The sequence below is a fragment of the Streptococcus sp. LMAG:39 genome (genome assembly GCF_008680485.1).
GTDB classification, from domain to species: Bacteria; Bacillota; Bacilli; order Lactobacillales; family Streptococcaceae; genus Streptococcus; species Streptococcus pasteurianus.
The window spans coordinates 1193540-1217500 of sequence record NZ_NALE01000001.1 but is presented as its reverse complement, the minus strand read 5'-3'; the positions used below and the strand labels follow the sequence as shown (position 1 = coordinate 1217500).

Sequence of the window (23961 nt, the reverse complement as noted above, 5' to 3'; positions counted from 1 at the left end):
TTTAGCAGAGAGCTGTGTTTTTGATAAACAGTTGCTTGGGCCTATTCACTGCGGCTGACTTAAAGCCAGCGCCCCTTCTCCCGAAGTTACGGGGCCATTTTGCCGAGTTCCTTAACGAGAGTTCTCTCGCTCACCTGAGGCTACTCGCCTCGACTACCTGTGTCGGTTTGCGGTACGGGTAGAGTATAATTAACGCTAGAAGCTTTTCTTGGCAGTGTGACATCACTAACTTCGCTACTTAACTTCGCTCCCCATCACAGCTCAATGTTAGAGATACAAGCATTTGACTCATATCACACCTCACTGCTTAGACGTGCTCTTCCAATCGCACGCTTTAGTTAGCCTACTGCGTCCCTCCTTCACTATATACTCTAGTACAGGAATATCAACCTGTTGGCCATCGGATACACCTTTCGGTCTCTCCTTAGGTCCCGACTAACCCAGGGCGGACGAGCCTTCCCCTGGAAACCTTAGTCTTACGGTGGACAGGATTCTCACCTGTCTTTCGCTACTCATACCGGCATTCTCACTTCTATGCGTTCCAGCGCTCCTCACGGTACACCTTCTTCACACATAGAACGCTCTCCTACCATACCTATAATAGGTATCCACAGCTTCGGTAATATGTTTTAGCCCCGGTACATTTTCGGCGCAGGGTCACTCGACTAGTGAGCTATTACGCACTCTTTGAATGAATAGCTGCTTCTAAGCTAACATCCTAGTTGTCTGTGCAACCCCACATCCTTTTCCACTTAACATATATTTTGGGACCTTAGCTGGTGGTCTGGGCTGTTTCCCTTTCGACTACGGATCTTAGCACTCGCAGTCTGACTGCCGATTATATCTCATTGGCATTCGGAGTTTATCTGATATTGGTAATCCGGGATGGACCCCTCAATCAAACAGTGCTCTACCTCCAAGAGACTTAACATCGACGCTAGCCCTAAAGCTATTTCGGAGAGAACCAGCTATCTCCAAGTTCGTTTGGAATTTCTCCGCTACCCACAAGTCATCCAAGCACTTTTCAACGTGCCCTGGTTCGGGCCTCCAGTGAGTTTTACCTCACCTTCACCCTGCTCATGGGTAGGTCACATGGTTTCGGGTCTACGACATGATACTAAAGCGCCCTATTAAGACTCGGTTTCCCTACGGCTCCGTCTCTTCAACTTAACCTCGCATCATATCGTAACTCGCCGGTTCATTCTACAAAAGGCACGCTCTCACCCATTAACGGGCTCGAACTTGTTGTAGGCACACGGTTTCAGGTTCTATTTCACTCCCCTCCCGGGGTGCTTTTCACCTTTCCCTCACGGTACTGGTTCACTATCGGTCACTAGAGAGTATTTAGGGTTGGGAGATGGTCCTCCCGGATTCCGACGAGATTTCTCGTGTCTCGCCGTACTCAGGATACTGCTAGGGTTTAAGATTATTTCGATTACGAGGCTATTACTCTCTTTGGCTTACCTTCCCAGGTAATTCTTCTATAATCTTGCGTCCCACAACGCAGTCCTACAACCCCGATGTGTAAACACATCGGTTTGCCCTCTTGCCGTTTCGCTCGCCGCTACTAAGGCAATCGCGTTTGCTTTCTCTTCCTGCAGCTACTTAGATGTTTCAGTTCACTGCGTCTTCCTCTTCATTACCTTAACAGTAATGAGTGACATGCTTCACATGCCGGGTTCCCCCATTCGGACATCTCTGGATCAATGTTTACTTACAACTCCCCAAAGCATTTCGTCGTTAGTCACGTCCTTCATCGGCTTCTAGTGCCAAGGCATCCACCGTGCACCCTTATTAACTTAACCTTATTTTGGTCTATTGACCTTAAACTCATTAAATCACAGCGTTTCGGTTTATTTCTTGTTACTTTCTACAATTATTTCTAATTGTGGAATTTGATATAGATATTCAATTTTCAATGGACAATCACTTTGAATCTTTCGATTCAATGGAGCCTAGCGGGATCGAACCGCTGACCTCCTGCGTGCAAAGCAGGCGCTCTCCCAGCTGAGCTAAGGCCCCACAAGACCTCTCAAAACTAAACAAGACTACCAAACGTGCTTCCGTTTTTCCTTAGAAAGGAGGTGATCCAGCCGCACCTTCCGATACGGCTACCTTGTTACGACTTCACCCCAATCATCTATCCCACCTTAGGCGGCTGGCTCCTAAATGGTTACCTCACCGACTTCGGGTGTTACAAACTCTCGTGGTGTGACGGGCGGTGTGTACAAGGCCCGGGAACGTATTCACCGCGGCGTGCTGATCCGCGATTACTAGCGATTCCGACTTCATGTAGGCGAGTTGCAGCCTACAATCCGAACTGAGATTGGCTTTAAGAGATTTGCTTGCCGTCACCGACTTGCGACTCGTTGTACCAACCATTGTAGCACGTGTGTAGCCCAGGTCATAAGGGGCATGATGATTTGACGTCATCCCCACCTTCCTCCGGTTTATTACCGGCAGTCTCGCTAGAGTGCCCAACTAAATGATGGCAACTAACAATAGGGGTTGCGCTCGTTGCGGGACTTAACCCAACATCTCACGACACGAGCTGACGACAACCATGCACCACCTGTCACCGATGTTCCGAAGAAACTTTCTATCTCTAGAAATAGCATCGGGATGTCAAGACCTGGTAAGGTTCTTCGCGTTGCTTCGAATTAAACCACATGCTCCACCGCTTGTGCGGGCCCCCGTCAATTCCTTTGAGTTTCAACCTTGCGGTCGTACTCCCCAGGCGGAGTGCTTAATGCGTTAGCTGCGGCACTAAGCCCCGGAAAGGGCCTAACACCTAGCACTCATCGTTTACGGCGTGGACTACCAGGGTATCTAATCCTGTTTGCTCCCCACGCTTTCGAGCCTCAGCGTCAGTTACAGACCAGAGAGCCGCTTTCGCCACCGGTGTTCCTCCATATATCTACGCATTTCACCGCTACACATGGAATTCCACTCTCCCCTTCTGCACTCAAGTTTAACAGTTTCCAAAGCGAACAATGGTTAAGCCACTGCCTTTAACTTCAGACTTATTAAACCGCCTGCGCTCGCTTTACGCCCAATAAATCCGGACAACGCTCGGGACCTACGTATTACCGCGGCTGCTGGCACGTAGTTAGCCGTCCCTTTCTGGTAAGTTACCGTCACTGTGTGAACTTTCCACTCTCACACACGTTCTTCTCTTACAACAGAGCTTTACGATCCGAAAACCTTCTTCACTCACGCGGCGTTGCTCGGTCAGGGTTGCCCCCATTGCCGAAGATTCCCTACTGCTGCCTCCCGTAGGAGTCTGGGCCGTGTCTCAGTCCCAGTGTGGCCGATCACCCTCTCAGGTCGGCTATGTATCGTCGCCTTGGTGGGCCGTTACCCCACCAACTAGCTAATACAACGCAGGTCCATCTACTAGTGATGCAATTGCATCTTTCAAGCATCTAACATGTGTTAAACACTGTTATGCGGTATTAGCTATCGTTTCCAATAGTTATCCCCCGCTAGTAGGCAGGTTACCTACGCGTTACTCACCCGTTCGCAACTCCTTCTACTCTAGCAAGCTAAAGTAGTCAGCGTTCTACTTGCATGTATTAGGCACGCCGCCAGCGTTCGTCCTGAGCCAGGATCAAACTCTCATTTAATCTTGTTCTCATTCTGTCACTGACAGATTTATTTCTTAACAGGTCGATTTCTCAACCCGCACGTTTGGTTCGTCTTGTTCAGTTTTCAAAGGTCTTTGTCTCTCGTGAGACAACTTCTATATTCTATCAAATCTAAAACAGCTTGTCAACTACTTTTTTAAAGTTTTTTTCAAATCTGTTTCAATCTGATTACTGCTGAACATCTCGGACAACAGCTATATTAGTGTATCATCTCAAACTTACTTTGTCAACTTCTTTTTTAGATTTTCTGTAAGCCTGACTCCTGCTCTCTTACGACAGCTCAACTAGTATACTAAACTTAAGATAAACTGTCAACTACTTCTAGAAAATTTTTTGATTAAAATATAACTTTCACTTGAAAACCAAATTTCAAGTGAAAGTTATATTTTATAAAAACTCTCTAGGAGATTGATAAGCAAGCACTTTTTGGGATAGTTTTTACCCCAGCATTCAATAAATATGACTTATTGTTACATCGCTTTTTTACTTCCTTTAGGTAACCAACGCCTAGTAAGTCTGTTGTAGTTCTCATTCGTTCCCCTCTCCCAAAACGAATAGGGGTGTGCATAATAAATATTCTCAAGGTCAAAATGTCTGCTAGGCGAATGATTTGATAGCGATTCTTTCTATCGCCTAGTGTCAACCGACACTTGTTTTTTCCCGTGTCTGAATCACGGTATCAATCTCAAAATCATCTACGTTCTCACGCTTGTTGATACTCGCTGGTCGTTCTTCAATAGAGTTTCCGACAGGCTTAAAGTCAGGACTAGCTTGCTTCTTCTTATCTTTCACTTTTCGAGGATAAAACAAGGCTGGCTTTGCTTTGACCATCATTTCAGGCGAGTATTTCTGTTTGAGGTAGTGAACAATCTGTTCTTTAAGCTTCTGAGTCAGAGAGGTTTTCTTAACAGAATGCTTACGGTTATTCTCATAGCCTTCCTAAGCAAAGTCAGCTGAGTAATGAACCTCCAATTTCCTTCTACGTACCTGTTGTCTAACTTGTCCCAGCTTGGCTTCGTTTTTAATGGTTTGAGAAGCTTTAGTTAATTTTCTAGCGATTTCACGATTAGAGTGACCTTCTTTGAGTCAACGTTCAATATTTATAGAGTCTGCTAGTGTTAAATGGTCCCCTTTTGGTGTGTAATAGTCTTGCATATCAGACTCCTTCTAATTGTTGTTATGGTAATTACAATTATCTCTCTGAGATGTTTTTTGATACACTCAAGTGACTAATTTCATTTTTGAACACTTCAAGCATCAGAAGCGTTTTATTTACCGTAAATAGCTATTTTTATAGTTTACAGTACTTTTTCTTTAATAAATTTTATAGGGCTGAATTTAGCCATTAAAATGCGTTTTACGGCTATTATAATCATACATCGCATTTGTGGTAAAATAGTGGCTCCGTATACCTAAAAACTATATAAATTTCAAAATAATTTTTTCACCATCCACAAAAGTAAGAAAAAACGCATTTACCTCACGTTAAACATCAAAAAAGCAAGAACAAATGTTGTTCTCGCTAGAAGTTAACTTTGACACCCACTACGGTTGACAAAGAGCAAAAAACTCAAAAACGCCTGCTTACGAAGTGTTTCTAATCTAGAGACATTTCGTAAACAAGCGTTACTAAAAACACCAATATGATGAGTGTTCCCGCTAGGAAAAAACCTAGCGGTAGACCAGAGCTAGACTAAGAACTTTTTAGTTCCATCATCATAACACTCAACAAAATTGATAAAAATTATACTAATTCAATGATTGCCATTGGAGCAGCATCACCACGGCGAGGTTCTGTTTTAAGAATACGAGTGTATCCACCGTTGCGTTCTGCATAACGAGGTGCGATTTCATCAAAAAGTTTTTGAAGAGCTGTTTGTGAAGTGTATTTCTCAGTAGCTTCATCAAAGTTTTCAGATGCAATTTCATTACGTACGAAAGCAGCTGCTTGACGACGAGCATGAAGATCACCGCGTTTACCTAAAGTAATCATTTTTTCAACTGTTTTACGGATTTCTTTAGCACGAGCTTCTGTTGTTACAATAGATTCGTTAATCAAAAGATCTGTTGTCAAATCACGAAGCATTGCTTTACGTTGTGAGCTAGTGCGTCCTAGTTTACGGTAAGCCATTTTATCCTCCTATATTATTTATCATTTTTGAGTCCGAGTCCAAGATCAGCAAGTTTAACTTTGACTTCTTCAAGGCTCTTACGACCAAGGTTACGGACTTTCATCATTTCGGGCTCAGTTTTTTCTGTTAAATCAAATACGGTATTAATACCTGCACGTTTAAGACAGTTGTATGAGCGAACTGACAAATCAAGTTCTTCGATGGTACGGTCCAGCACTTTCTCATCGTTCACTTTCTCAGTTTCTTTCATTACATCAGTGTTTTTAGCCACTTCTGTAAGGTCAGTAAAGAGGTTCAAGTGTTCGATCAAGACGCGAGCAGAAAGACCTAAAGCATCTTCAGGAATAACTGTGCCATTTGTCATGATTTCGAGTGTTAATTTATCAAAGCCATCATTGCTACCTACACGAGCAGGTTCAACTTGATAATTAACTTTTTTCACTGGTGTGTAGATTGAATCTACAGCCAATGTTCCCACTGGAGCATCTTCTTTTTTGTTACCTTCTGCTGGGACATAACCACGGTTTTTAGCGATAGTCATTGTAGCTTTTAAACTGTGTCCTTCAGCGATTGTAAAGAGATAGTGGTCAGGGTTGACGATTTCGACATCGCTATCTGTTAAAATATCTCCCGCAGTAACTTCTGCTGGACCTTCAACGTCAAGTTCGATAATTTTTTCATCATCAACATAAGATTTTACTGCAAGTCCTTTAATATTAAGGATGATTTGCATAACATCTTCGCGTACACCTGGAATAGTGTCAAATTCGTGGAGTACTCCATCAATTTTAATTGATGTTACTGCCGCACCTGGGAGTGAAGACAAGAGTACACGACGAAGAGAATTACCTAGAGTTGTCCCATAGCCACGTTCAAGTGGTTCAATGACAAATCTACCGTAATCTTTATTTTCATCAATTTTTGTTATTATTGGTTTTTCAAACTCAATCATTTATTATACTCCCTCGAAACGAATCTTGTGTACTATTAACAATTACGATTACACACGACGACGTTTTGGAGGACGAGCACCATTATGTGGCACAGGAGTAACGTCACGAATTGAAGTCACTTCAAGACCAGCAGCAGCAAGAGCACGAATAGCAGACTCACGACCTGAACCAGGACCTTTTACAGTAACTTCAACGGTTTTAAGACCATGTTCTTGTGCAGATTTTGCAGCAGCTTCAGCGGCCATTTGTGCAGCGAATGGAGTAGATTTACGAGAACCTTTGAATCCAAGAGCACCAGCTGATGACCAAGCAATTGCATTACCATGCACATCTGTAATCATAACAATAGTGTTATTGAATGTAGCGTGAATATGAGCAACACCAGATTCGATGTTCTTTTTCACACGACGTTTACGTGTTGGTTTAGCCAATTTTTTTACCTCCTATTTTATTTTTTCTTACCTGCAATCGCAACAGCTTTACCTTTACGAGTGCGAGCGTTATTTTTAGTGTTTTGTCCACGGACAGGAAGTCCACGACGGTGACGGATACCACGATATGAACCGATTTCCATCAAACGTTTGATGTTCAAGTTTACTTCACGACGAAGGTCACCTTCAACTTTAATTGCATCAACTTCACGACGGATAGCATCTTCTTGGTCTGATGTTAAATCTTTAACACGGATATCTTCTGAAACACCAGCTGCAGCTAAGATTTTCTTAGAAGTAGCAAGACCGATACCATACACATAAGTAAGTGAAATTACTACACGTTTTTCATTTGGAATATCAACTCCAGCAATACGAGCCATTTTTTCTCCTTTCTATAATTATCCTTGACGTTGTTTGTGTTTTGGATTTGATGGACAAATTACCATAACACGACCGTTACGACGAATAACTTTACAGTATTCGCAAATTGGTTTGACTGATGGTCTTACCTTCATTTTTTAATCCCTCCAATTATTTCGATTATTTAAAGCGGTATGTGATGCGTCCACGTGTCAAATCGTACGGACTCATTTCAACAGTAACACGGTCACCTACCAAAATACGAATGTAGTTTTTACGGATCTTTCCTGATACAGTTGCCAAGATTTGGTGTCCATTTTCTAACTCAACAGTAAACATTGCATTAGGCATCGTCTCAACAACTTTACCTTCAATTTCAATCACATCTTCTTTTGCCACGCAAAAGTCCCCCCCTAAATTTCGATTTGATGTCCTCTGAACACAGAGGTAACAATTATAAGCCAGACTAGCCTATTATATCATGTCTTTTCTACTTATGCAAGTAGAAAATTCTTAAATTATTTTAATGATGAGATAGCTTTAACAATATCTGCAAAAACATCATCAATGTCTTGATTACCTTGAATATCAAAGACAATACCTGCTTTGCGGTAATGTTCAATGATTGGTGCACCTTGAGCGATATTAACATCAAGACGGCGTTTTACAGTTTCAGGTTTATCGTCTTCACGTTGGTAGAAATCATCTTCATTGTAGTCACCAACTGGTGGATTGAATACTTTGTGGAAAGTTTCGCCAGTTTTACGGTTGATAATACGACCACTTAAACGCTCAATAAGTGATTCTGGGTTAACTTCAATGTTAATCACACCATCTAATTTAAGCTCCAAGTTGTTAAGTGTTTCATCTAAAGCGTGTGCTTGTTCGATAGTACGTGGATAGCCATCAAGCAAAAAGCCTTTTCCTGCGATGTCATCTTGTGCTAAACGTTCTTTAACGATACCGTTAGTAACTTCATCGGGTACAAGTTCACCTTTGTCAATGAATGATTTTGCAAGGACACCCATTTCAGTTTTATTTGCCATTGCAGCGCGGAACATATCTCCAGTAGAAATATGAGCTACACCAAATTTTTCAACAATTTTTGCTGCTTGAGTTCCTTTACCAGCACCGGGTAAACCCATGATTAAAAGATTCATGATAGTCTCCTTATTTTGTTTTTAAATAAATTTAACACCGTAGTGCTAAATTTATTCAAAAACAAAATAGAAAGGTTGACTAGGTCAACCTGTATTCTATTCTGCTGTGTTCATGAAACCAACATACTGTCTCTTCAAAAGATAGCCTTCAAGTTGTTTCATACCTTCAATACCGGTTGAAATCAAGATAAGTAAACTTGTTCCTCCAAGAGCAATACTGCTAGATAGGTTCATTGCTTGTTGAGCGATAATTGGAGTTAATGAAATAAACGCCAAGAAAATTGAACCCACAGTAGCTAATTTCTTCAAGAGTGAAGACATGTATTCTTCTGTTTCACGTCCAGGTCGAACACTAGGAATATATGACGCACCTTTTTGTAAGTTTTCTGCTGTTTTTTCAGGATTAACTTGCACAAAAGTATAGAAGAATGAGAATAAAATAATTAGCACCGCGTAAACTACCATACCGCTTGGTGTTTGGTAATTCAAGAATGATTCTAGAGTAGTTAACCAAGGAATGTCTTTTCCATTTGAAATCAACGGAATAATCGTACTTGGAATTGTTGTAATCGAGCTAGCAAAGATAACGGGAATGACGCCGGCCGGATTAATTTTTAAAGGAAGGTAAGAACTTGTAGGCGCACCTTGAACAAGTTTTGTATATTGAATTGGAATTTTGTATTCTGCTTGTTGAACAAAGGTTGTAAAAAATACAATTGCCAATACTGCCACAATCAACAAAGCTACAAAGATGTATGAAGATAATAAATCACTTGAACGTACATTCACAAAGAAATCTTCATAAATTGTTGAGATAGCATTTGGAATCGATGAAATGATACCTGCAAAGATAATCATTGAGACACCATTACCAAAACCTTTGTCGGTGATTTGCTCACCAAGCCATGTCACAATCATACTACCTGTTGTTAACAAGGCACCAATGAGAAGATAAGTCTTAACATTTGGTGTTGATACCAATGAAATATTTGAAAGAGTATTAAATCCTGCTGTAATACCAATAGATTGAACGAAAGCTAGGACGAGTGAAATATAGCGCGTTGCTTGATTAAGCTTACGGCGTCCTACTTCACCTTGTTTACTCCATTCAACAAATTTAGGTAAGATATCCATTTGCAACAGTTGAACGATGATAGATGCTGTGATATATGGGCTAACACCCATAGAAAATACAGAGAAATTGCTCATAGCATTACCAGAAACAAGGTTCAACATATTTAAGAAGGGAAGCTCCCCTAATTGTTCAAGACTTTTCGCATTGATACCTGGCACGGTAATATGTGTTCCAATGCGGAAAACCAAGATGATAAAAAGTGTAAAGAAAATTTTATTTCTAACATTTTTTACCTTTAGTGCATCTTTAAGTAATTTAAAGAACATACTAAGTCCTCCTCATTAGATGACTTCGATTGAACCACCTTTTGCAGTGATAGCTGCTTCAGCAGATTTTGAGAATTTAGCTGCTTTGACAGTCAATTTTTTAGTCAATTCGCCATTACCAAGAACTTTTACACCTGATTTTTCAGCACGGATAATTCCAGCTTCTTTAAGAACAACTGGAGTTACTTCAGTACCGTCTTCAAAGACGTTAAGTTGGTCAAGGTTTACAAGAGCGTATTCTTTAGCATTGACGTTCAAGAAACCACGTTTTGGCATACGACGGAACAATGGAGTTTGTCCACCTTCAAAACCAAGACGTACTTTACCACCGCTACGAGCTTTTTGACCTTTTTGACCACGTCCAGCTGTTTTACCATTACCAGATGAAGTACCACGACCTACACGGTTACGTACTTTACGAGAACCTTCTGCTGGTTTAAGTTCATGAAGTTTCATTATTAATTTTCTCCTTATTTGTAAAATGCTAGCGCCTCTATGAGGGGAAAGGACTCCCCATAGAAACTCGCCTATACTATATCTAGTTTAAGTCGCAAGAGGTTTCTCCGCGACTTAAACTTAAAATTATTATGTTAATTATTTAACATCTTCAACAGTTACCAAGTGTGAAACTGCAGTAACCATTCCACGAATAGCTGGTGTGTCTTCCTTGACAACTGAACTATTCAATTTACCAAGTCCAAGAGCAGCAACTGTTTTGCGTTGTGCAGGAATGCGTCCGATTGGAGACTTAGTCAAAGTAATTTTAATTTGAGCCATTATTATCCCCTTTCTTAAGCTAAATCAGAAACTGAAACACCGCGAAGAGCAGCAACGTCTTCTGCACGTTTAAGTTGTTTCAAACCTTCAACAGTTGCACGAACAATATTGATTGGAGTGTTTGAACCAAGTGATTTAGATGTAACATCTGCAACACCTGCCAATTCAATGACGGCACGTACAGCACCACCAGCGGCAACCCCAGCACCTTCTACAGCAGGTTTCAACAATACTTTAGCTCCACCGAATTCTGAACGAACTTCGTGAGGAATTGTTGTACCAACCATAGGTACTTCGATTAAGTTTTTCTTAGCGTCTTCAACAGCTTTACGAATAGCTTCTGGTACTTCTTGAGCTTTACCAGTACCAAAACCTACACGACCATTACGATCACCAACAACTACAAGAGCAGCAAAGCGGAGACGACGTCCACCTTTAACAACTTTTGTAACACGGTTGATAGCAACAACGCGTTCTTCAAGTTCAACTGCATTATCTTTAAATGCCATTATTAAGTGTCCTCCCTATTAGAATTTCAATCCGTTTTCACGAGCTGAGTCAGCCAAAGCTTTAACACGTCCGTGATAGAGATATCCACCGCGGTCAAACACCACTTCAGAAATACCTTTAGCTACTGCGCGTTCAGCAACAAGTTTACCGACAACAACGGCTTGTTCTGTTTTAGTTCCTTTAGAAACTTCTTTATCAAGAGTTGATGCACTTGCGAGCGTTACACCCGCTACGTCATCAATAACTTGAGCGTAGATGCCTGTATTAGAACGGAAAACGTTCAAACGTGGGCGATCAGCAGTTCCAGAGAGTTTACCGCGAACGCGACGGTGGCGTTTTTGGCGGATTTTATTTTTATCTGGTTTCGAAATCACAATTTTCACCTCTTAATTAATTGATTAATGTCAAAACGACACATTATAAATGCTAGAACATGGACTTTGCAAAAGTAAGTCTTGCAAAATTTCCCACAATCTATTATTTACCAGTTTTACCTTCTTTACTACGTACGTATTCACCAACGTAGCGGATACCTTTACCTTTGTAAGGCTCTGGAGCACGAAGGCTACGGATGTAAGCTGCTGTTTGACCAACAACTTCTTTGTTGATACCGTTAACAACGATAGTAGTTGCAGATGGAACTTCAAATGAAACACCTTCCGGAGCTTCTACTTCGTCTTGGTGAGATTTACCTACAGAAAGTACAAGTTTTGAACCTTGAAGTTGAGCACGGTAACCAACTCCGCGCATTTCAAGTTCTTTTTTGAAACCTTCAGAAACACCAACAACCATGTTGTTCAAGTTAGCACGAGTTGTACCGTGGATTGTTTTCATTTCTTTTGAGTCATCTGGACGGTGAAGTGAAACTTCAGTGCCTTCAACTTTGATTTCAATATTTTTATTAAACTCACGAGTGAGTTCGCCTTTAGGTCCTTTGACAGTTACTACGTTATCATTGTTAGTAACTTCTACACCAGCAGGCAAGTTGATAACTTTATTACCAATACGTGACATAGTTTTTATTTTCTCCTGTTAGATTGTCAAGCCGCATATGCGACAAGTTTTCACGGGGCGACTATTATACAGAATAACTGTATCTATAGTCCATTATTTTTAGTAAGAAACTTTTTCAACAAAATTTGAAAAGAAACTTTATCTTACCAAACGTAAGCAATAACTTCTCCACCAACGTTCTTTTGACGAGCTTCTTTGTCAGTCAAAAGCCCTTCTGATGTAGAGATGATTGCAATTCCAAGTCCGCTAAGGACTTTAGGAACATCTTCACGCTTTGCGTAAACACGAAGACCTGGTTTAGAGATACGTTTCAAGTTAGTGATAACACGTTCACCGTTTTGTCCGTATTTAAGGAATACGCGGATAATACCTTGTTTGTCATCTTCGATAACTTCAACGTTTTTCACGAAACCTTCGCGTTTAAGAATTTCAGCAATTCCTTTTTTGATATTTGATGCAGGTACTTCAAGCACTTCGTGTTTTGCTTGGTTAGCATTACGAATGCGTGTCAAAAAGTCTGCAATTGGATCAGTCATAACCATTATATATTTCTCCTCTTACTAGTAGTTTGAATATTTCACTTGCTAGTTAATGTCGCCCGAGTGGGCTGGTTGTATACTTCTCAGATGAAAAGCGAATTTGAACTCGCCCTATGAACTGTGCAAAATAGATAAATCGACTCGTTTGCAAGCAAACATCTTCGATTTCCTAATTTTGCTTTGTTCATCACGGGTTTAGTACCATAATTTTACCAAGACGCTTTAGTAACGCCTGGGATTTGGCCTTTGTAAGCTAACTCACGGAAGCAAACACGGCAAAGTTTAAATTTGCGGTAAACTGAATGTGGACGGCCACAACGTTCGCAACGAGTGTAAGCTTGCGTAGAGAATTTCGCAGGGCGATGATTCTTAGCAATCATAGATTTTTTAGCCAATTGATTTACCTCCTAAATTATTTTGCAAAAGGCATTCCAAGACCTTTAAGCAATTCACGACCTTCTTCGTCAGTGTTAGCTGTAGTTACGATAACAATATCAAGACCACGGACTTTATCAACATCATCAAAGTTGATTTCTGGGAAGATCAATTGTTCTTTCACACCAAGTGTGTAGTTACCACGTCCGTCAAAAGATTTTGTTGGGACACCGTGGAAGTCACGTACACGTGGAAGTGAAACAGTAACCAATTTATCTAAGAATTCGTACATACGTTCACCACGAAGGGTAACTTTTGCACCGATCGCTACACCTTCACGAAGACGGAAGCCAGCAATTGATTTCTTAGCTTTAGTAATCAATGGTTTTTGACCTGAGATAAGTGCCAATTCAGCAGCAGCTTTTTCAAGGTTTTTAGAGTTATTTACAGCATCACCAACACCCATGTTAAGAACGATTTTCTCAACTTTTGGAACAGCCATAACTGAAGTATAGTTGAATTTTTCAGTCAAAGCAGGAACGACTTCGTTAGTGTATTTTTCTTTTAAGCGATTTACCATTACTTATACTTTCTCCTTTCCTTCGTGATTAATCAAGCACTTCGCCTGATTTTTTGTTGTAACGAACTTTTTTGCCGTCTACAACTTTGTAACCAACACGTCCTGCTACACCATTTTTGTCAAGAACTTGTACATTAGACACATGGATTGGTGCTTCTTTTTCTACGATAGCACCTTGAGGGTTTTCGTTGTTTGGTTTTTGATGTTTTTTAACAATAGCAACACCTTCGACAACAACTTTGTTGACTTTAGGAAGAGCTTTAAGAACTACAGCTTCAACGCCTTTGTCCTTACCAGCAATAACGCGAACTTTGTCGCCTTTTTTTACAAACATTTGGTTTTTCTCCTATTATTTCTTACGCCCTAATGGGCACCCTGCAAATGCAGGGGACTTAGTTTGTGTTTTTTATTGATTAAAGTACTTCTGGTGCAAGTGATACGATCTTCATGAAGCCACCTTCACGTAATTCACGTGCAACAGGGCCGAAGATACGAGTTCCACGAGGAGTTTTGTCATCACGGATGATTACTGCAGCGTTGTCATCAAATTTGATGTATGAACCGTCTGGACGGCGTGCACCAGATTTAGTACGAACAACAACAGCTTTTACGACATCACCTTTTTTAACAGCTCCACCAGGAGTAGCTTGTTTTACAGAAGCAACGATTACGTCACCGATGTTAGCGAATTTACGTCCTGAACCACCAAGAACTTTGATAGTCAAAATCTCACGAGCACCGCTATTATCAGCAACTTTCAAGCGAGTTTCTTGTTGAATCATTTCAAATTTCTCCTTTTAGTTTGATTAGATAATAACAGCTTCTTCCACTACTTCTACAAGACGGAAGCGTTTTGTAGCTGAAAGTGGACGAGTTTCCATGATACGAACGATATCGCCTTCTTTAGCAACGTTGTTTTCATCATGTGCTTTGTATTTTTTAGAATAGTTGATACGTTTACCATAGACTGGGTGGTTACGTTTAGTTTCAACTACAACAGTGATTGTTTTATCCATTTTGTCAGATACTACGCGTCCAACAAGGGTTTTACGTTGATTACGTTCCATTATTAGAATTTCTCCTTTCCCAATCTATTATTTCTTTTCAGATTGCACTGTTTTTACGCGTGCAATTTGTTTTTTAACTTCGTTCAAACGAGCAGTTTGATCAAGTTGACCTGCTGCAGCTTGGAAACGAAGATCGAAAAGTTCTTTCTTAAGTTCGTTTTCTTTCTTAGCAAGCTCTTCTTGAGAAAGACCACGAAGCTCTTTAACAAAATCTTTAATTTCTTGAAGTTTCATGATTTCTCCTTATTCTGCTTCACGTTTCACGAATTTAGTCTTAACTGGCAATTTGTGGCTAGCAAGACGAAGTGCTTCACGTGCAACTTCCTCAGATACACCAGCGATTTCAAACATCACTTTACCACGTTTAACTGGTGCTACCCAACCTTCAGGTGCCCCTTTACCAGATCCCATACGTACACCGATAGCTTTAGCAGTGTATGATTTGTGTGGGAAGATTTTAATCCAAACTTTACCACCACGTTTCATGTAACGAGTCATTGCGATACGGGCAGCTTCGATTTGACGGTTTGTGATCCAGTGGCTAGTAGTAGCTTGAAGACCGTATTCACCGAATGCGACTTCTTTACCACCTTTAGCTTCACCGCGCATTTTTCCACGGAATTCGCGACGGTGTTTAACACGTTTAGGTACTAACATTTGTTATTTGCCTCCTTTAGTGTTTTTACGAGCTGGAAGAACTTCACCACGGTAAATCCAAACTTTAACACCAAGTTTACCGTAAGTAGTGTCAGCTTCTTCCCAAGCGTAGTCAATATCTGCACGAAGTGTATGAAGTGGAACAGTTCCTTCTGAATAGCCTTCACTACGAGCGATATCAGCACCGTTCAAACGACCAGATACTTGAGTTTTAATACCTTTAGCACCTGCACGCATTGTACGTTGGATAGCTTGTTTTTGAGCACGACGGAAAGCAACACGTTGTTCAAGTTGACGTACGATGTTTTCACCAACAAGGTGTGCGTCCAAATCAGGTTGTTTGATTTCAACGATGTTGATGTGAACTTGTTTTCCAGTCAATTTGTTAAGTTTAGCGCGAAGAGCGTCAACATTAGCTCCACCTTTACCGATAACCATACCTGGTTTAGCAGTGTGAAGTGAAACAATTACTTTATTTACAGCACGTTCAATTTCAATACGTGAAACTGAAGCGTCTGCCAATTCTGTTTGAATGAATTTGCGGATTGCAAGATCTTCATGAAGGTAATCCGCGTATTCTTTTTCAGCATACCATTTCGCATCCCAATCACGGATGATTCCGACACGCATACCAATTGGATGTACTTTTTGACCCACGATTTTACCTCCTTATTTTTCTGACACAACTACTGTGACGTGAGTTGTGCGTTTGTTGATTGGTGAAGCTGAACCTTTAGCACGTGGACGGAAACGTTTCATAGTTGGTCCTTCGTTTGCGAAAGTTTCAGATACTACCAAATTAGCTTTTTCCAAACCAAAGTTGTTTTCTGCATTAGCGATAGCAGAGTTAAGAACTTTTTCAACTACGCGAGCTGCTTTGTTTGGGGTGAATTTCAAGATTGCGATTGCGTCAGCAACATTCTTACCACGGATAAGATCAAGTACAAGACGTGTTTTACGAGGTGAAACACGGACTGTACGAGCCATTGCTTTAGCTGAAGTAATTTCTGCCATTGTGTCCTCCTCCTATTAACGACGTGTTTTCTTATCGTCAGCTGCGTGACCTTTGTAAGTACGAGTTGGCGCGAATTCACCAAGTTTGTGACCTACCATGTCTTCTTGGATGTAAACTGGTACGTGTTTACGTCCATCATAAACTGCGATTGTATAACCAATGAAACTTGGGAAAATCGTTGAACGACGTGACCAAGTTTTAATTACTTTTTTCTTTTCGTCATTTGCTTGAGCTTCAACTTTTTTCATCAAATGCTCATCGACGAAAGGTCCTTTTTTAAGACTACGTCCCATTTTGTAGTTTTCTCCTTTAAAATATAGTACCACAGCGGCCTGTGTGCAAAATGCACACTACCGAGCTGGCGGATGATTATTTAACTAAGCGACTGAATTATTTATCGTTACGACGACGAACAATAAGTTTGTCAGATTTAGCTTTTTTGTTACGAGTTTTAAGACCAAGCGCAGGTTTACCCCAAGGAGTAGATGGCGCTTTACGTCCAACTGGTGCTTTACCTTCACCACCACCGTGTGGGTGATCATTAGGGTTCATTACAGAACCACGAACTGTAGGACGGATACCCATCCAACGGCTACGACCAGCTTTACCAAGGTTTACAAGTGATTGCTGTTCGTTACCAACTGTACCGATTGTAGCACGGCAAGTACCAAGAATCATACGAACTTCGCCTGATTGAAGACGAACAAGCACGTATTTACCTTCTTGACCAAGGACTTGTGCAGAAGCCCCAGCAGCACGAATCAATTCAGCACCTTTACCTGGTTGAAGTTCGATATTGTGAATAACTGTACCAACAGGGATGTTAGCAAGCGGAAGAGCGTTACCAACTTTAATATCTGCATCTGGGCCTGAAACGATACGTTGACCAACTTCAAGTCCTTTAGGCGCAAGGATATAAGCTTTCACACCGTCAGTATAATGTACAAGAGCGATGTTAGCTGTACGGTTTGGATCATACTCAATAGTTTTTACAACTGCTTCAACGCCATCTTTGTTACGTTTGAAGTCAATCAAACGGTAGTGACGTTTGTGACCGCCACCCTGGTGACGTACAGTGATGCGACCGTTGTTGTTACGACCAGCTTTGTTTTTAAGTGAAACAAGCAATGATTTCTCAGGAGTGCTTGTAGTGATTTCAGCAAAATCCAAAGAAGTCATATTACGACGACCATTTGTCGTTGGTTTATAAGCTTTAATACCCACGTTATTTCCTCCTTAGATTATTCAGCTTCAGCTGCAAACAACTCGATTGCTTTAGAATCAGCTGTAAGAGTGATGATAGCTTTTTTAGTTTTTGAAGTGAAACCAGTGTAACGACCAACACGTTTTGCTTTTGGTTTAACTGTTACAGTGTTCACGTTTGCAACTTTAACTCCATCAAAAGCAGCTTCAACAGCTTGTTTGATCAAAAGTTTGTGCGCACGAGAGTCAACTTCGAATGTATATTTACCTGCTTCGAGGTCGTACATTGATTTTTCAGTGATTACTGGTTTTTTGATTACGTCGTACAAATTCATTATGCAAGAACCTCCTCGATTGTAGAGATTGCTTCTTTAGTAACAAGAAGTTTGTCGCTGTTTACGATATCAAGAACACTTGCAGTTGTTGCAGTTGCAACTTTAACGTTTGGAAGGTTACGTGCAGAAAGAGCTGCAAATTCGTTTCCTTCTTCAAGGATTACAAGTACTTTTGAGTCAACGTTAAGAGCTGAAAGTACGTTTGCGAATTCAGCAGTTTTTGGAGCTGTAAACGAAAGGCTTTCTACAGCTACAAATTTATCTTCAGCAACTTTAGCTGAGTAAACTGATTTCAATGCAAGGCGACGAACTTTTTGTGGAAGTTTGTATCCGTATGAACGTGGAGTTGGTCCGAAGACTACACCACCACCACGCCATTGTGGTGAGCGGATAGAACCTTGACGAGCACGTCCAGTTCCTTTTTGACGCCATGGTTTACGACCACCACCAGATACGGCAGAGCGGTTTTTAACTGCGTGAGTACCTTGGCGAAGGCTAGCACGTTGGCTGATAACGACATCAAATACTACTGATTCGTTTGGTTCGATACCGAAGATAGCGTCGTTCAACTCAACTGAGCTAACTTCTTTACCAGTTTGGTCAAATAGTTTTACGTTTGCCATTTTAACTGTTTTCTCCTTTCTTATTATTTAGCAGCCTTAACTGCTGATTTGATAGTGATAAGAGATTTCTTAGCACCCGGTACGTTACCTTTGATAAGAATAACGTTTTTCTCTGGGATAACTTGAACAACTTCAAGGTTTTGGATTGTCACACGGTTCCCACCCATACGTCCTGCTAAGTGTTTGTTTTTGAAAACACGGTTAGGCGCAACAGGTCCCATAGAACCTGGACGACGGTGATAACGAGAACCATGAGCCATTGGTCCACGAGATTGACCATGGCGCTTGATAACACCTTGGAAACCTTTACCTTTAGATGTACCAGTTACATCAACAACATCTCCAGCTTCGAATGTATTAACTGTGATTTCTTGCCCAACTTCCAAGCCTTCAATGTTTTTGAATTCACGAATGAAGCGCTTAGGAGCTGTGTTAGCTTTTGCTACATGGCCTTTGGCAGGTTTGTTGCTCAATACCTCACGTTTGTCGTCAAAACCAACTTGAACTGCTTCATAACCGTCTGTTTCAACAGTTTTCACTTGAAGCACAACGTTTGGAGTTGCTTCGATGACAGTAACAGGGATAAATTCACCAGATTCAGTGAAGATTTGAGTCATTCCCACTTTTTTCCCTAAGATTCCTTTTGTCATGAGAGAATATTTCCTTTACTTTAATTTATTTAAAAAGTTTTTAACGAGCGTTTTTTGTGCTCAATCATCAAATCCTTATTAGAGTTTGATTTCTACGTTAACACCACTTGGAAGATCCAATTTCATCAAAGCGTCAACTGTTTTTTGAGTTGGGTTGATGATATCGATCAAGCGTTTGTGAGTACGCATTTCAAATTGTTCGCGTGAATCTTTGTATTTGTGAGTCGCACGAATAACTGTGTACAAGCTACGTTCAGTTGGAAGTGGAACTGGTCCAGCAACTGTAGCACCTGTACGTGTTGCAGTTTCAACAATTTTTTCTGCCGCTGTATCAAGTGTACGATGTTCGTATGCTTTCAAACGGATACGGATTTTTTTGTTTGCCATCTTTTTCTCCTTTTCGTCTATTTAAGATAATAGGCTAGCTCCTCAAGAAAACCAACACACCTTTGCGTGGCAATGCAACCGAGCGTGTCGCAACCTCTTGTATCATAGCTAAAGTTACTGTATTTACAGCACCAGTATATAATATCAGATTTGACAAGAGTTTGCAAGGTTTTTTATCGGATTTTTTTAGTTTTTTTCCAAGAAAATATTTTCAGGTACTACCAACATTTTAAGCATTGACAAAAAAATCAGGCAATCACCTGATTTCTTACATATATAGTTAGCAAAAAGCACTTTGAGTAGGAAGAAACTATCTTTGGAACAAAAAGATGTTATTTATTTCTTGATTCTAGAATTAATTTTTTGAGGACAGGACCTAATAAAAAGATTTGAATTGAAAACACCATTGGAAAATTAAACGTTAGCGTGGTTAAAACCGTTGGAATGAAATTTCCCCATGGATGCTTAAATAAAATAGATGAAACAACTGCCATACTTGGATACATCACACAGACTGTGGAAATCCTTCGTATCGTTGGTCACATGAACGCAGGAATTTCTTCAGACTTTGCCAGTATTGACATCAAGCGAACTGCAATTGGTCCACTGAAGAAGTCTTGAATGAGAAAAACGATGCTTGTAATCCACCACACTTCTTTCAATACGTCCAAAACTAAACATAGTTGGCACCACCGTTATTAAGTGATAAATTGCAATATTCCATGCAAAAACTCATAGTAAATGCCATCCAAAACAATTCCGTTTTTAGAGCAATCTATTCTAAAATGAATAATTTTAAACAACAGAGGAGTGGGCAAAACCACTCCTCTATCGCTGAACAAATTCTAAAAAGCGACTAGCTGCTGAGCGTATTTGAGAAATACTTTTCCTGCTTCATTGAGTTTAACTTGACGTGTCGTTCGGTCAAATAGAGTTGTTCCAAGTTCAGCTTCCAAAGATTTTATATGTTTTGACAAGCTAGATTGCGAAGTAAATAAGTTCTCCGCTGCTTCTAGATAATTTTCTGTCTTTGTTAAGGCAATAAATTCTTTCACATGATTCAGTTTCGTAGCGTTACTTCCTGAAATAAGTTCTTTATTGTAGCATAACAAAAATCACAAAACTTTTCTAATGATTATTTTTTTAAATTAGGTTGTGTCAATTGCTTCATATATTTTTTGTAAAGGGAGTATAAGAAAAGCCAACGGAAAATATTATCTACTAATGTCGCTAACCAAACACCTGTCAAACCAAGTTTTAGGCTAACTCCCAACACATACCCTGAAATAATTCGAATGACCCACATTCCAAATGTTGTGGCGTAAAATGGCAGTTTTGCATTACCTAAACCTTGCCACGCTGCTGTGTAAATAAGTGTACCTGCTGTTGCTGGACCACCGACAAAAGAATAAAACAACACAACAAGGCTAGCTGCCAGCGCTGTTTGGTTGGTCGTGAAAAGATAAGTCAAATGACTACCAAATACATAAACCAAGGCACCGACACAAAGCATCATAATCATCGAAATCAAATACGAATCACGTACCAGTTGTTTAATATCTTTGGTATTTTTTTGTCCAAGACCATGTGCTACAAGAATAACAGTTGCTGTCGCAACACCCATTCCTGGCATATAATTAAACTGCGTCAAGGTTTCCCCAATAGCATTTCCTGCAACGAATTCTGTACCAAATTTGACAATAATCGCAACGATAACCACATCACCAGCACGCATCATTAGACGTTCACCAGCCGCAGGCAAGACTATTTTCAACAAATCACTATCCAAATGCCATTTTATCGTTTTTAAAATATTGCTCATCGGCAATTGACTTGCTAACAACAATGTACCGATAAAACGTGACAAGACCGTTGAGCAAGCAACACCAGCAATACCCCAGTGAAAAACAAAAACAGATACCGCAGAAAAAATCGCATTTAAAACATTGCTCAATAAACTAACATACATTGGTAACTGTGGTTTGCCTAAAGCACGCAAAAACGCGCTCAGCGTTGTCATCAAACCAAGACTAACAATCAAACCACCAACAATCGCCAAATACAGACCACCTGCTTGTGTGACTGTTGTTTCTGTTCCTAGCCAATGAAGAATTGTTTTTCCAAAAAGCAAGGAAAAAAGCCCTAGAACTAAACTGAGACCTAGTGTTACCAAAATCGCCTCAGACTGATATTGCACCGTCTTTTCATTATTTTTTTCACCACGACTTTTAGCTACCAGACTTGAAACCGCAGCTCCGAGAGCAATGAAAATAGCTTGATAAATTGTAATAATATTATTAGCAACAGAGACACCTGAAACGGCAATCAAACCAACCTGAGCAACAAGGTAATTGTCAACCACTCCCATCAGCATCTGCAGCAAATTTTCCATCATAGCAGGAAAAGCCAAGTGAATAATTTTCTTTGTTTGTTTCATACCCTTATCGTAACAGAAAGAAAAGCTGAGAACCAGCCTCAGCTTCTACTTTTATAAATTTAAAGTCCTAAATAATTTTCAACTGCTTTTTGCATATCACCTGTTGCCACAACCGTTTTGTGACGAACCTCAGCTGTTTCAAGTCCATTGACAGCTTTTGGAATGGCAACACCTGATAATTTTTCAAGTTCCTTAACAGCAATAAAATCATCTGCAGGTGCTTGTCCACTAACAGCTTCAACTGCCACACGTGGGAATTTATATGGACTTGCTGTTGAAGCAATCACGGTTGGTGTTTTATCACTTGTGCGCTCTGCGTATTTTTGATAAACAGCTGACGCAACTGCTGTATGTGGGTCCTCAATGTAATCAGATGCTTCATAGACACGTTTGATTTCAGCAGACGTTTCAACTTCTGTTGCATAGCCTGCTTCAAATAAATCAAGAATCGATTGGTCAACATCAGGAAGTGTGTATTCACCCTCTGAGACCAATTGTTCCATCAATGCTTTCGTCTTAGCAGCATCATTTCCCAACAAATGGAAAATCAAACGTTCTAAGTTAGATGATACCAAGATATCCATTGAAGGACTTGTTGTGACTTTAAACTCACGTTTTTTATCATAAGTCCCTGTTGTGAAGAAGTCGGTTAAAACTTTGTTTTCATTTGAAGCACAGATTAATTTACCAACTGGGACACCAATTTGGCTTGCATAGTAAGCTGCTAGAATGTTACCAAAGTTTCCTGTTGGAACTGTAAAGTTTACTTTGTCGCCTGCTTTAATATGACCAGCTTTAACAAGTTGTGCATAAGCATAAACATAATAAACAACTTGTGGTACCAAACGCCCAACATTCATTGAGTTCGCTGATGAAAATTGTGTCTTGTGCGCAAGCAATTTTTCACGCAAATCAACGTCGTTAAACATACGTTTTACATCTGTTTGCGCATCATCAAAGTTACCAGTAATGGCTACAACGTGTGTGTTATCACCAGTTTGTGTTGTCATCTGAAGCTCTTGAATTTTGCTGACACCGTCTTTTGGATAGAAAACAATGATTTCTGTTCCTGGGACATCTGCAAAACCAGCCATTGCAGCTTTACCAGTATCACCTGATGTCGCTGTCAAAATCACGATTTTGTTATCAACGCCTTGTTTTTTAGCTGACGTTGTCAAAAGGTATGGCAAGATTGACAATGCCATGTCTTTAAACGCAATAGTTGACCCATGGAAAAGTTCAAGATTATATTGGTCACCTAATTTAACCAGCGGTGCGATTTCTGGTGTATCAAATTTAGCATCGTAAGCAGAATCAATACAGTAAGCCAACTCTTCTTCTGTGAAATCGTCTAAAAATGCAGACAATACAAGCTTAGCCACTTCTTGGTAAGAAGCATCTTTTAAAGTTTCAAAATCCAATGCCACTTCTGGAAGTGAGACAGGGGTAAATAAACCACCGTCAGTTGCCAATCCTTGTAAGATAGCTTGACTAGCAGTTACTTTGTTATTTTCATCACGAGTTGATTGGTAAATTAACGTCATCACAAATTCCTCATATATATAGATAGTCTTTTGTCTATTTTACCATAATTATCAGAAAATTTATACAAATTTATGATAATTATCGAAAAAAGGGAGTGAGACAAATAAAATCTCCAGTGAAGATTTTATTCATGAGCCTAAAAATTAAAAAGCGAATCAGT

The 23961-nt window shown here is 40.2% G+C and carries 33 protein-coding genes, 1 tRNA gene, 2 rRNA genes and 1 pseudogene (1 of these 37 running past the window's edge); 1 reads left to right on the top strand and 36 read right to left on the bottom strand.

Translation table 11 applies throughout. The annotated features are described in order from the left end of the window. From CCC20_RS06165 to rpsJ, 33 genes and pseudogenes are all read right to left on the bottom strand, one after another. Nucleotides 1-1805 (bottom strand): 23S ribosomal RNA (locus CCC20_RS06165); it reaches 1096 nt to the left of the window's first position. A 144-nt stretch (nt 1806-1949) separates the two neighbouring features. Continuing rightward, nucleotides 1950-2022, bottom strand: a tRNA-Ala gene (locus tag CCC20_RS06160). Between the two features lie 55 nt (nt 2023-2077). Further along, nucleotides 2078-3626, bottom strand: a 16S ribosomal RNA gene (locus tag CCC20_RS06155). The 16S and 23S rRNA genes sit together here with 1 tRNA gene alongside, the layout of an rRNA operon. Before the next feature lie 506 nt (nt 3627-4132). Then, nucleotides 4133-4802: pseudogene (locus CCC20_RS11480) on the bottom strand (transposase); the annotation flags it as partial. A 589-nt stretch (nt 4803-5391) separates the two neighbouring features. Then, entirely contained in the window at nt 5392-5778 is a 387-nt protein-coding gene (gene rplQ / locus CCC20_RS06140; RefSeq protein ID WP_003062890.1) for a 50S ribosomal protein L17, read from the bottom strand. Nucleotides 5779-5792: 14 nt separating this feature from the next. Beyond that, a complete protein-coding gene (locus CCC20_RS06135; RefSeq protein WP_058692613.1) occupies nt 5793-6731 on the bottom strand; it encodes a DNA-directed RNA polymerase subunit alpha in 939 nt (312 codons plus the stop codon). Between the two features lie 48 nt (nt 6732-6779). Next, the gene (rpsK, locus tag CCC20_RS06130) at nt 6780-7163 is read right to left on the bottom strand and encodes a 30S ribosomal protein S11 (protein WP_003062885.1); all 384 of its coding nucleotides are present in this window, start codon (nt 7161-7163) and stop codon (nt 6780-6782) included. 17 nt (nt 7164-7180) lie between these two features. Then, complete coding sequence (gene rpsM / locus CCC20_RS06125) at nt 7181-7546, bottom strand: 30S ribosomal protein S13 (RefSeq protein WP_003062883.1); 366 nt, start codon at nt 7544-7546, stop codon at nt 7181-7183. Nucleotides 7547-7564: 18 nt separating this feature from the next. After that, on the bottom strand, nt 7565-7681 hold the full coding sequence (gene rpmJ, locus CCC20_RS06120) for a 50S ribosomal protein L36 (RefSeq protein ID WP_002959355.1): 117 nt from the start codon (nt 7679-7681) through the stop codon (nt 7565-7567). A 25-nt stretch (nt 7682-7706) separates the two neighbouring features. Then, the gene (infA, locus tag CCC20_RS06115; protein WP_001040189.1) at nt 7707-7925 is read right to left on the bottom strand and encodes a translation initiation factor IF-1; all 219 of its coding nucleotides are present in this window, start codon (nt 7923-7925) and stop codon (nt 7707-7709) included. 119 nt (nt 7926-8044) lie between these two features. Beyond that, nucleotides 8045-8686: an adenylate kinase gene (locus CCC20_RS06110; RefSeq protein WP_003062880.1), complete on the bottom strand. Its 642-nt coding sequence runs from the start codon at nt 8684-8686 to the stop codon at nt 8045-8047. A 96-nt stretch (nt 8687-8782) separates the two neighbouring features. Further along, nucleotides 8783-10087 carry a preprotein translocase subunit SecY gene (gene secY / locus CCC20_RS06105; protein WP_117479683.1) on the bottom strand — a complete coding sequence of 435 codons (1305 nt, stop codon included), beginning with the start codon at nt 10085-10087 and terminating at the stop codon, nt 8783-8785. Between the two features lie 15 nt (nt 10088-10102). Continuing rightward, entirely contained in the window at nt 10103-10543 is a 441-nt protein-coding gene (gene rplO / locus CCC20_RS06100) for a 50S ribosomal protein L15 (RefSeq protein ID WP_003062876.1), read from the bottom strand. Between the two features lie 138 nt (nt 10544-10681). Beyond that, nucleotides 10682-10864, bottom strand: coding sequence for a 50S ribosomal protein L30 (gene rpmD / locus CCC20_RS06095; RefSeq protein ID WP_003062874.1), 183 nt, complete (start codon nt 10862-10864; stop codon nt 10682-10684). Nucleotides 10865-10878: 14 nt separating this feature from the next. Then, the gene (gene rpsE, locus CCC20_RS06090; protein ID WP_003062871.1) at nt 10879-11373 is read right to left on the bottom strand and encodes a 30S ribosomal protein S5; all 495 of its coding nucleotides are present in this window, start codon (nt 11371-11373) and stop codon (nt 10879-10881) included. An 18-nt stretch (nt 11374-11391) separates the two neighbouring features. After that, nucleotides 11392-11748 (bottom strand): 50S ribosomal protein L18, encoded by a 357-nt coding sequence (gene rplR / locus CCC20_RS06085; RefSeq protein ID WP_003001342.1) that lies wholly within the window; start codon nt 11746-11748, stop codon nt 11392-11394. Nucleotides 11749-11851: 103 nt separating this feature from the next. After that, nucleotides 11852-12388, bottom strand: coding sequence for a 50S ribosomal protein L6 (gene rplF, locus CCC20_RS06080; protein ID WP_003062866.1), 537 nt, complete (start codon nt 12386-12388; stop codon nt 11852-11854). 143 nt (nt 12389-12531) lie between these two features. Then, nucleotides 12532-12930 carry a 30S ribosomal protein S8 gene (gene rpsH, locus CCC20_RS06075; RefSeq protein ID WP_003062864.1) on the bottom strand — a complete coding sequence of 133 codons (399 nt, stop codon included), beginning with the start codon at nt 12928-12930 and terminating at the stop codon, nt 12532-12534. Between the two features lie 206 nt (nt 12931-13136). Continuing rightward, nucleotides 13137-13322, bottom strand: coding sequence for a type Z 30S ribosomal protein S14 (locus CCC20_RS06070; RefSeq protein ID WP_003062863.1), 186 nt, complete (start codon nt 13320-13322; stop codon nt 13137-13139). Nucleotides 13323-13339: 17 nt separating this feature from the next. Next, nucleotides 13340-13882, bottom strand: a complete 543-nt coding sequence (gene rplE / locus CCC20_RS06065) for a 50S ribosomal protein L5 (protein ID WP_003062861.1) — start codon at nt 13880-13882, stop codon at nt 13340-13342. A 28-nt stretch (nt 13883-13910) separates the two neighbouring features. Continuing rightward, a complete protein-coding gene (gene rplX / locus CCC20_RS06060) occupies nt 13911-14216 on the bottom strand; it encodes a 50S ribosomal protein L24 (protein WP_003062858.1) in 306 nt (101 codons plus the stop codon). 79 nt (nt 14217-14295) lie between these two features. Beyond that, a complete protein-coding gene (gene rplN, locus CCC20_RS06055; protein ID WP_003062856.1) occupies nt 14296-14664 on the bottom strand; it encodes a 50S ribosomal protein L14 in 369 nt (122 codons plus the stop codon). Nucleotides 14665-14688: 24 nt separating this feature from the next. Further along, nucleotides 14689-14949 (bottom strand): 30S ribosomal protein S17, encoded by a 261-nt coding sequence (rpsQ, locus tag CCC20_RS06050; RefSeq protein ID WP_002885836.1) that lies wholly within the window; start codon nt 14947-14949, stop codon nt 14689-14691. Nucleotides 14950-14976: 27 nt separating this feature from the next. Beyond that, nucleotides 14977-15183: a 50S ribosomal protein L29 gene (gene rpmC, locus CCC20_RS06045; protein WP_003062854.1), complete on the bottom strand. Its 207-nt coding sequence runs from the start codon at nt 15181-15183 to the stop codon at nt 14977-14979. Nucleotides 15184-15192: 9 nt separating this feature from the next. After that, on the bottom strand, nt 15193-15606 hold the full coding sequence (rplP, locus tag CCC20_RS06040) for a 50S ribosomal protein L16 (RefSeq protein WP_003062852.1): 414 nt from the start codon (nt 15604-15606) through the stop codon (nt 15193-15195). A 3-nt stretch (nt 15607-15609) separates the two neighbouring features. Then, entirely contained in the window at nt 15610-16263 is a 654-nt protein-coding gene (gene rpsC, locus CCC20_RS06035) for a 30S ribosomal protein S3 (RefSeq protein ID WP_003062850.1), read from the bottom strand. Between the two features lie 12 nt (nt 16264-16275). Continuing rightward, nucleotides 16276-16620, bottom strand: coding sequence for a 50S ribosomal protein L22 (rplV, locus tag CCC20_RS06030; protein WP_003062848.1), 345 nt, complete (start codon nt 16618-16620; stop codon nt 16276-16278). Nucleotides 16621-16635: 15 nt separating this feature from the next. Then, a complete protein-coding gene (gene rpsS, locus CCC20_RS06025; RefSeq protein WP_000533765.1) occupies nt 16636-16914 on the bottom strand; it encodes a 30S ribosomal protein S19 in 279 nt (92 codons plus the stop codon). Between the two features lie 97 nt (nt 16915-17011). Beyond that, nucleotides 17012-17845 carry a 50S ribosomal protein L2 gene (gene rplB, locus CCC20_RS06020; protein ID WP_003062844.1) on the bottom strand — a complete coding sequence of 278 codons (834 nt, stop codon included), beginning with the start codon at nt 17843-17845 and terminating at the stop codon, nt 17012-17014. A 17-nt stretch (nt 17846-17862) separates the two neighbouring features. Further along, a complete protein-coding gene (locus CCC20_RS06015; protein ID WP_003062842.1) occupies nt 17863-18159 on the bottom strand; it encodes a 50S ribosomal protein L23 in 297 nt (98 codons plus the stop codon). Continuing rightward, on the bottom strand, nt 18159-18782 hold the full coding sequence (gene rplD / locus CCC20_RS06010) for a 50S ribosomal protein L4 (protein ID WP_003062840.1): 624 nt from the start codon (nt 18780-18782) through the stop codon (nt 18159-18161). Before rplD ends, CCC20_RS06015 begins: the two co-directional genes overlap by 1 nt. A 23-nt stretch (nt 18783-18805) precedes the next feature. Beyond that, nucleotides 18806-19432: a 50S ribosomal protein L3 gene (gene rplC / locus CCC20_RS06005; RefSeq protein WP_003062838.1), complete on the bottom strand. Its 627-nt coding sequence runs from the start codon at nt 19430-19432 to the stop codon at nt 18806-18808. Between the two features lie 78 nt (nt 19433-19510). Then, nucleotides 19511-19819: a 30S ribosomal protein S10 gene (gene rpsJ, locus CCC20_RS06000; RefSeq protein WP_009853211.1), complete on the bottom strand. Its 309-nt coding sequence runs from the start codon at nt 19817-19819 to the stop codon at nt 19511-19513. Nucleotides 19820-20263: 444 nt separating this feature from the next. Here rpsJ and CCC20_RS05995 point away from each other — a divergent pair, with 444 nt between their 5' ends. Next, nucleotides 20264-20440 carry a hypothetical protein gene (locus CCC20_RS05995; RefSeq protein WP_155589463.1) on the top strand — a complete coding sequence of 59 codons (177 nt, stop codon included), beginning with the start codon at nt 20264-20266 and terminating at the stop codon, nt 20438-20440. Nucleotides 20441-20664: 224 nt separating this feature from the next. Here the strand turns inward: CCC20_RS05995 and CCC20_RS05990 are convergent, their stop codons facing one another. The 3 genes from CCC20_RS05990 to thrC all read right to left on the bottom strand — a co-directional run bounded on the left by CCC20_RS05990 (nt 20665) and on the right by thrC (nt 23800). After that, a complete protein-coding gene (locus tag CCC20_RS05990) occupies nt 20665-20874 on the bottom strand; it encodes a LysR family transcriptional regulator (protein WP_043910068.1) in 210 nt (69 codons plus the stop codon). Nucleotides 20875-20954: 80 nt separating this feature from the next. Continuing rightward, nucleotides 20955-22256 (bottom strand): MATE family efflux transporter, encoded by a 1302-nt coding sequence (locus CCC20_RS05985; RefSeq protein WP_287179478.1) that lies wholly within the window; start codon nt 22254-22256, stop codon nt 20955-20957. 59 nt (nt 22257-22315) lie between these two features. Beyond that, entirely contained in the window at nt 22316-23800 is a 1485-nt protein-coding gene (thrC, locus tag CCC20_RS05980; protein WP_058692611.1) for a threonine synthase, read from the bottom strand. Between the last annotated feature and the right edge of the window lie 161 nt (nt 23801-23961).

Excerpts from the sequence above, each read along its gene's own strand:
- rplE (WP_003062861.1), bottom strand. The coding sequence starts at position 13,882 with ATGGTAAATCGCTTAAAAGAAAAATACACTAACGAAGTCGTTCCTGCT.
- rpsM (WP_003062883.1), bottom strand. The coding sequence starts at position 7,546 with ATGGCTCGTATTGCTGGAGTTGATATTCCAAATGAAAAACGTGTAGTA.
- CCC20_RS06110 (WP_003062880.1), bottom strand. The coding sequence starts at position 8,686 with ATGAATCTTTTAATCATGGGTTTACCCGGTGCTGGTAAAGGAACTCAA.
- rpmD (WP_003062874.1), bottom strand. The coding sequence starts at position 10,864 with ATGGCTCAAATTAAAATTACTTTGACTAAGTCTCCAATCGGACGCATT.
- CCC20_RS06015 (WP_003062842.1), bottom strand. The coding sequence starts at position 18,159 with ATGAATTTGTACGACGTAATCAAAAAACCAGTAATCACTGAAAAATCA.
- rpsJ (WP_009853211.1), bottom strand. The coding sequence starts at position 19,819 with ATGGCAAACAAAAAAATCCGTATCCGTTTGAAAGCATACGAACATCGT.
- rpsQ (WP_002885836.1), bottom strand. The coding sequence starts at position 14,949 with ATGGAACGTAATCAACGTAAAACCCTTGTTGGACGCGTAGTATCTGAC.
- rplC (WP_003062838.1), bottom strand. The coding sequence starts at position 19,432 with ATGACAAAAGGAATCTTAGGGAAAAAAGTGGGAATGACTCAAATCTTC.
- rplP (WP_003062852.1), bottom strand. The coding sequence starts at position 15,606 with ATGTTAGTACCTAAACGTGTTAAACACCGTCGCGAATTCCGTGGAAAA.
- rplO (WP_003062876.1), bottom strand. The coding sequence starts at position 10,543 with ATGAAACTTCATGAACTTAAACCAGCAGAAGGTTCTCGTAAAGTACGT.
- rplN (WP_003062856.1), bottom strand. The coding sequence starts at position 14,664 with ATGATTCAACAAGAAACTCGCTTGAAAGTTGCTGATAATAGCGGTGCT.
- rpmJ (WP_002959355.1), bottom strand. The coding sequence starts at position 7,681 with ATGAAGGTAAGACCATCAGTCAAACCAATTTGCGAATACTGTAAAGTT.
- rplV (WP_003062848.1), bottom strand. The coding sequence starts at position 16,620 with ATGGCAGAAATTACTTCAGCTAAAGCAATGGCTCGTACAGTCCGTGTT.
- rpsH (WP_003062864.1), bottom strand. The coding sequence starts at position 12,930 with ATGGTTATGACTGATCCAATTGCAGACTTTTTGACACGCATTCGTAAT.
- rpsS (WP_000533765.1), bottom strand. The coding sequence starts at position 16,914 with ATGGGACGTAGTCTTAAAAAAGGACCTTTCGTCGATGAGCATTTGATG.
- secY (WP_117479683.1), bottom strand. The coding sequence starts at position 10,087 with ATGTTCTTTAAATTACTTAAAGATGCACTAAAGGTAAAAAATGTTAGA.
- rplQ (WP_003062890.1), bottom strand. The coding sequence starts at position 5,778 with ATGGCTTACCGTAAACTAGGACGCACTAGCTCACAACGTAAAGCAATG.
- CCC20_RS05995 (WP_155589463.1), top strand. The coding sequence starts at position 20,264 with ATGAAATTTCCCCATGGATGCTTAAATAAAATAGATGAAACAACTGCC.
- CCC20_RS05985 (WP_287179478.1), bottom strand. The coding sequence starts at position 22,256 with ATGAAACAAACAAAGAAAATTATTCACTTGGCTTTTCCTGCTATGATG.
- rpsE (WP_003062871.1), bottom strand. The coding sequence starts at position 11,373 with ATGGCATTTAAAGATAATGCAGTTGAACTTGAAGAACGCGTTGTTGCT.
- rpmC (WP_003062854.1), bottom strand. The coding sequence starts at position 15,183 with ATGAAACTTCAAGAAATTAAAGATTTTGTTAAAGAGCTTCGTGGTCTT.
- thrC (WP_058692611.1), bottom strand. The coding sequence starts at position 23,800 with ATGACGTTAATTTACCAATCAACTCGTGATGAAAATAACAAAGTAACT.
- rplD (WP_003062840.1), bottom strand. The coding sequence starts at position 18,782 with ATGGCAAACGTAAAACTATTTGACCAAACTGGTAAAGAAGTTAGCTCA.
- rplX (WP_003062858.1), bottom strand. The coding sequence starts at position 14,216 with ATGTTTGTAAAAAAAGGCGACAAAGTTCGCGTTATTGCTGGTAAGGAC.
- CCC20_RS06135 (WP_058692613.1), bottom strand. The coding sequence starts at position 6,731 with ATGATTGAGTTTGAAAAACCAATAATAACAAAAATTGATGAAAATAAA.
- rplF (WP_003062866.1), bottom strand. The coding sequence starts at position 12,388 with ATGTCACGTATTGGTAATAAAGTTATCAACTTGCCTGCTGGTGTAGAA.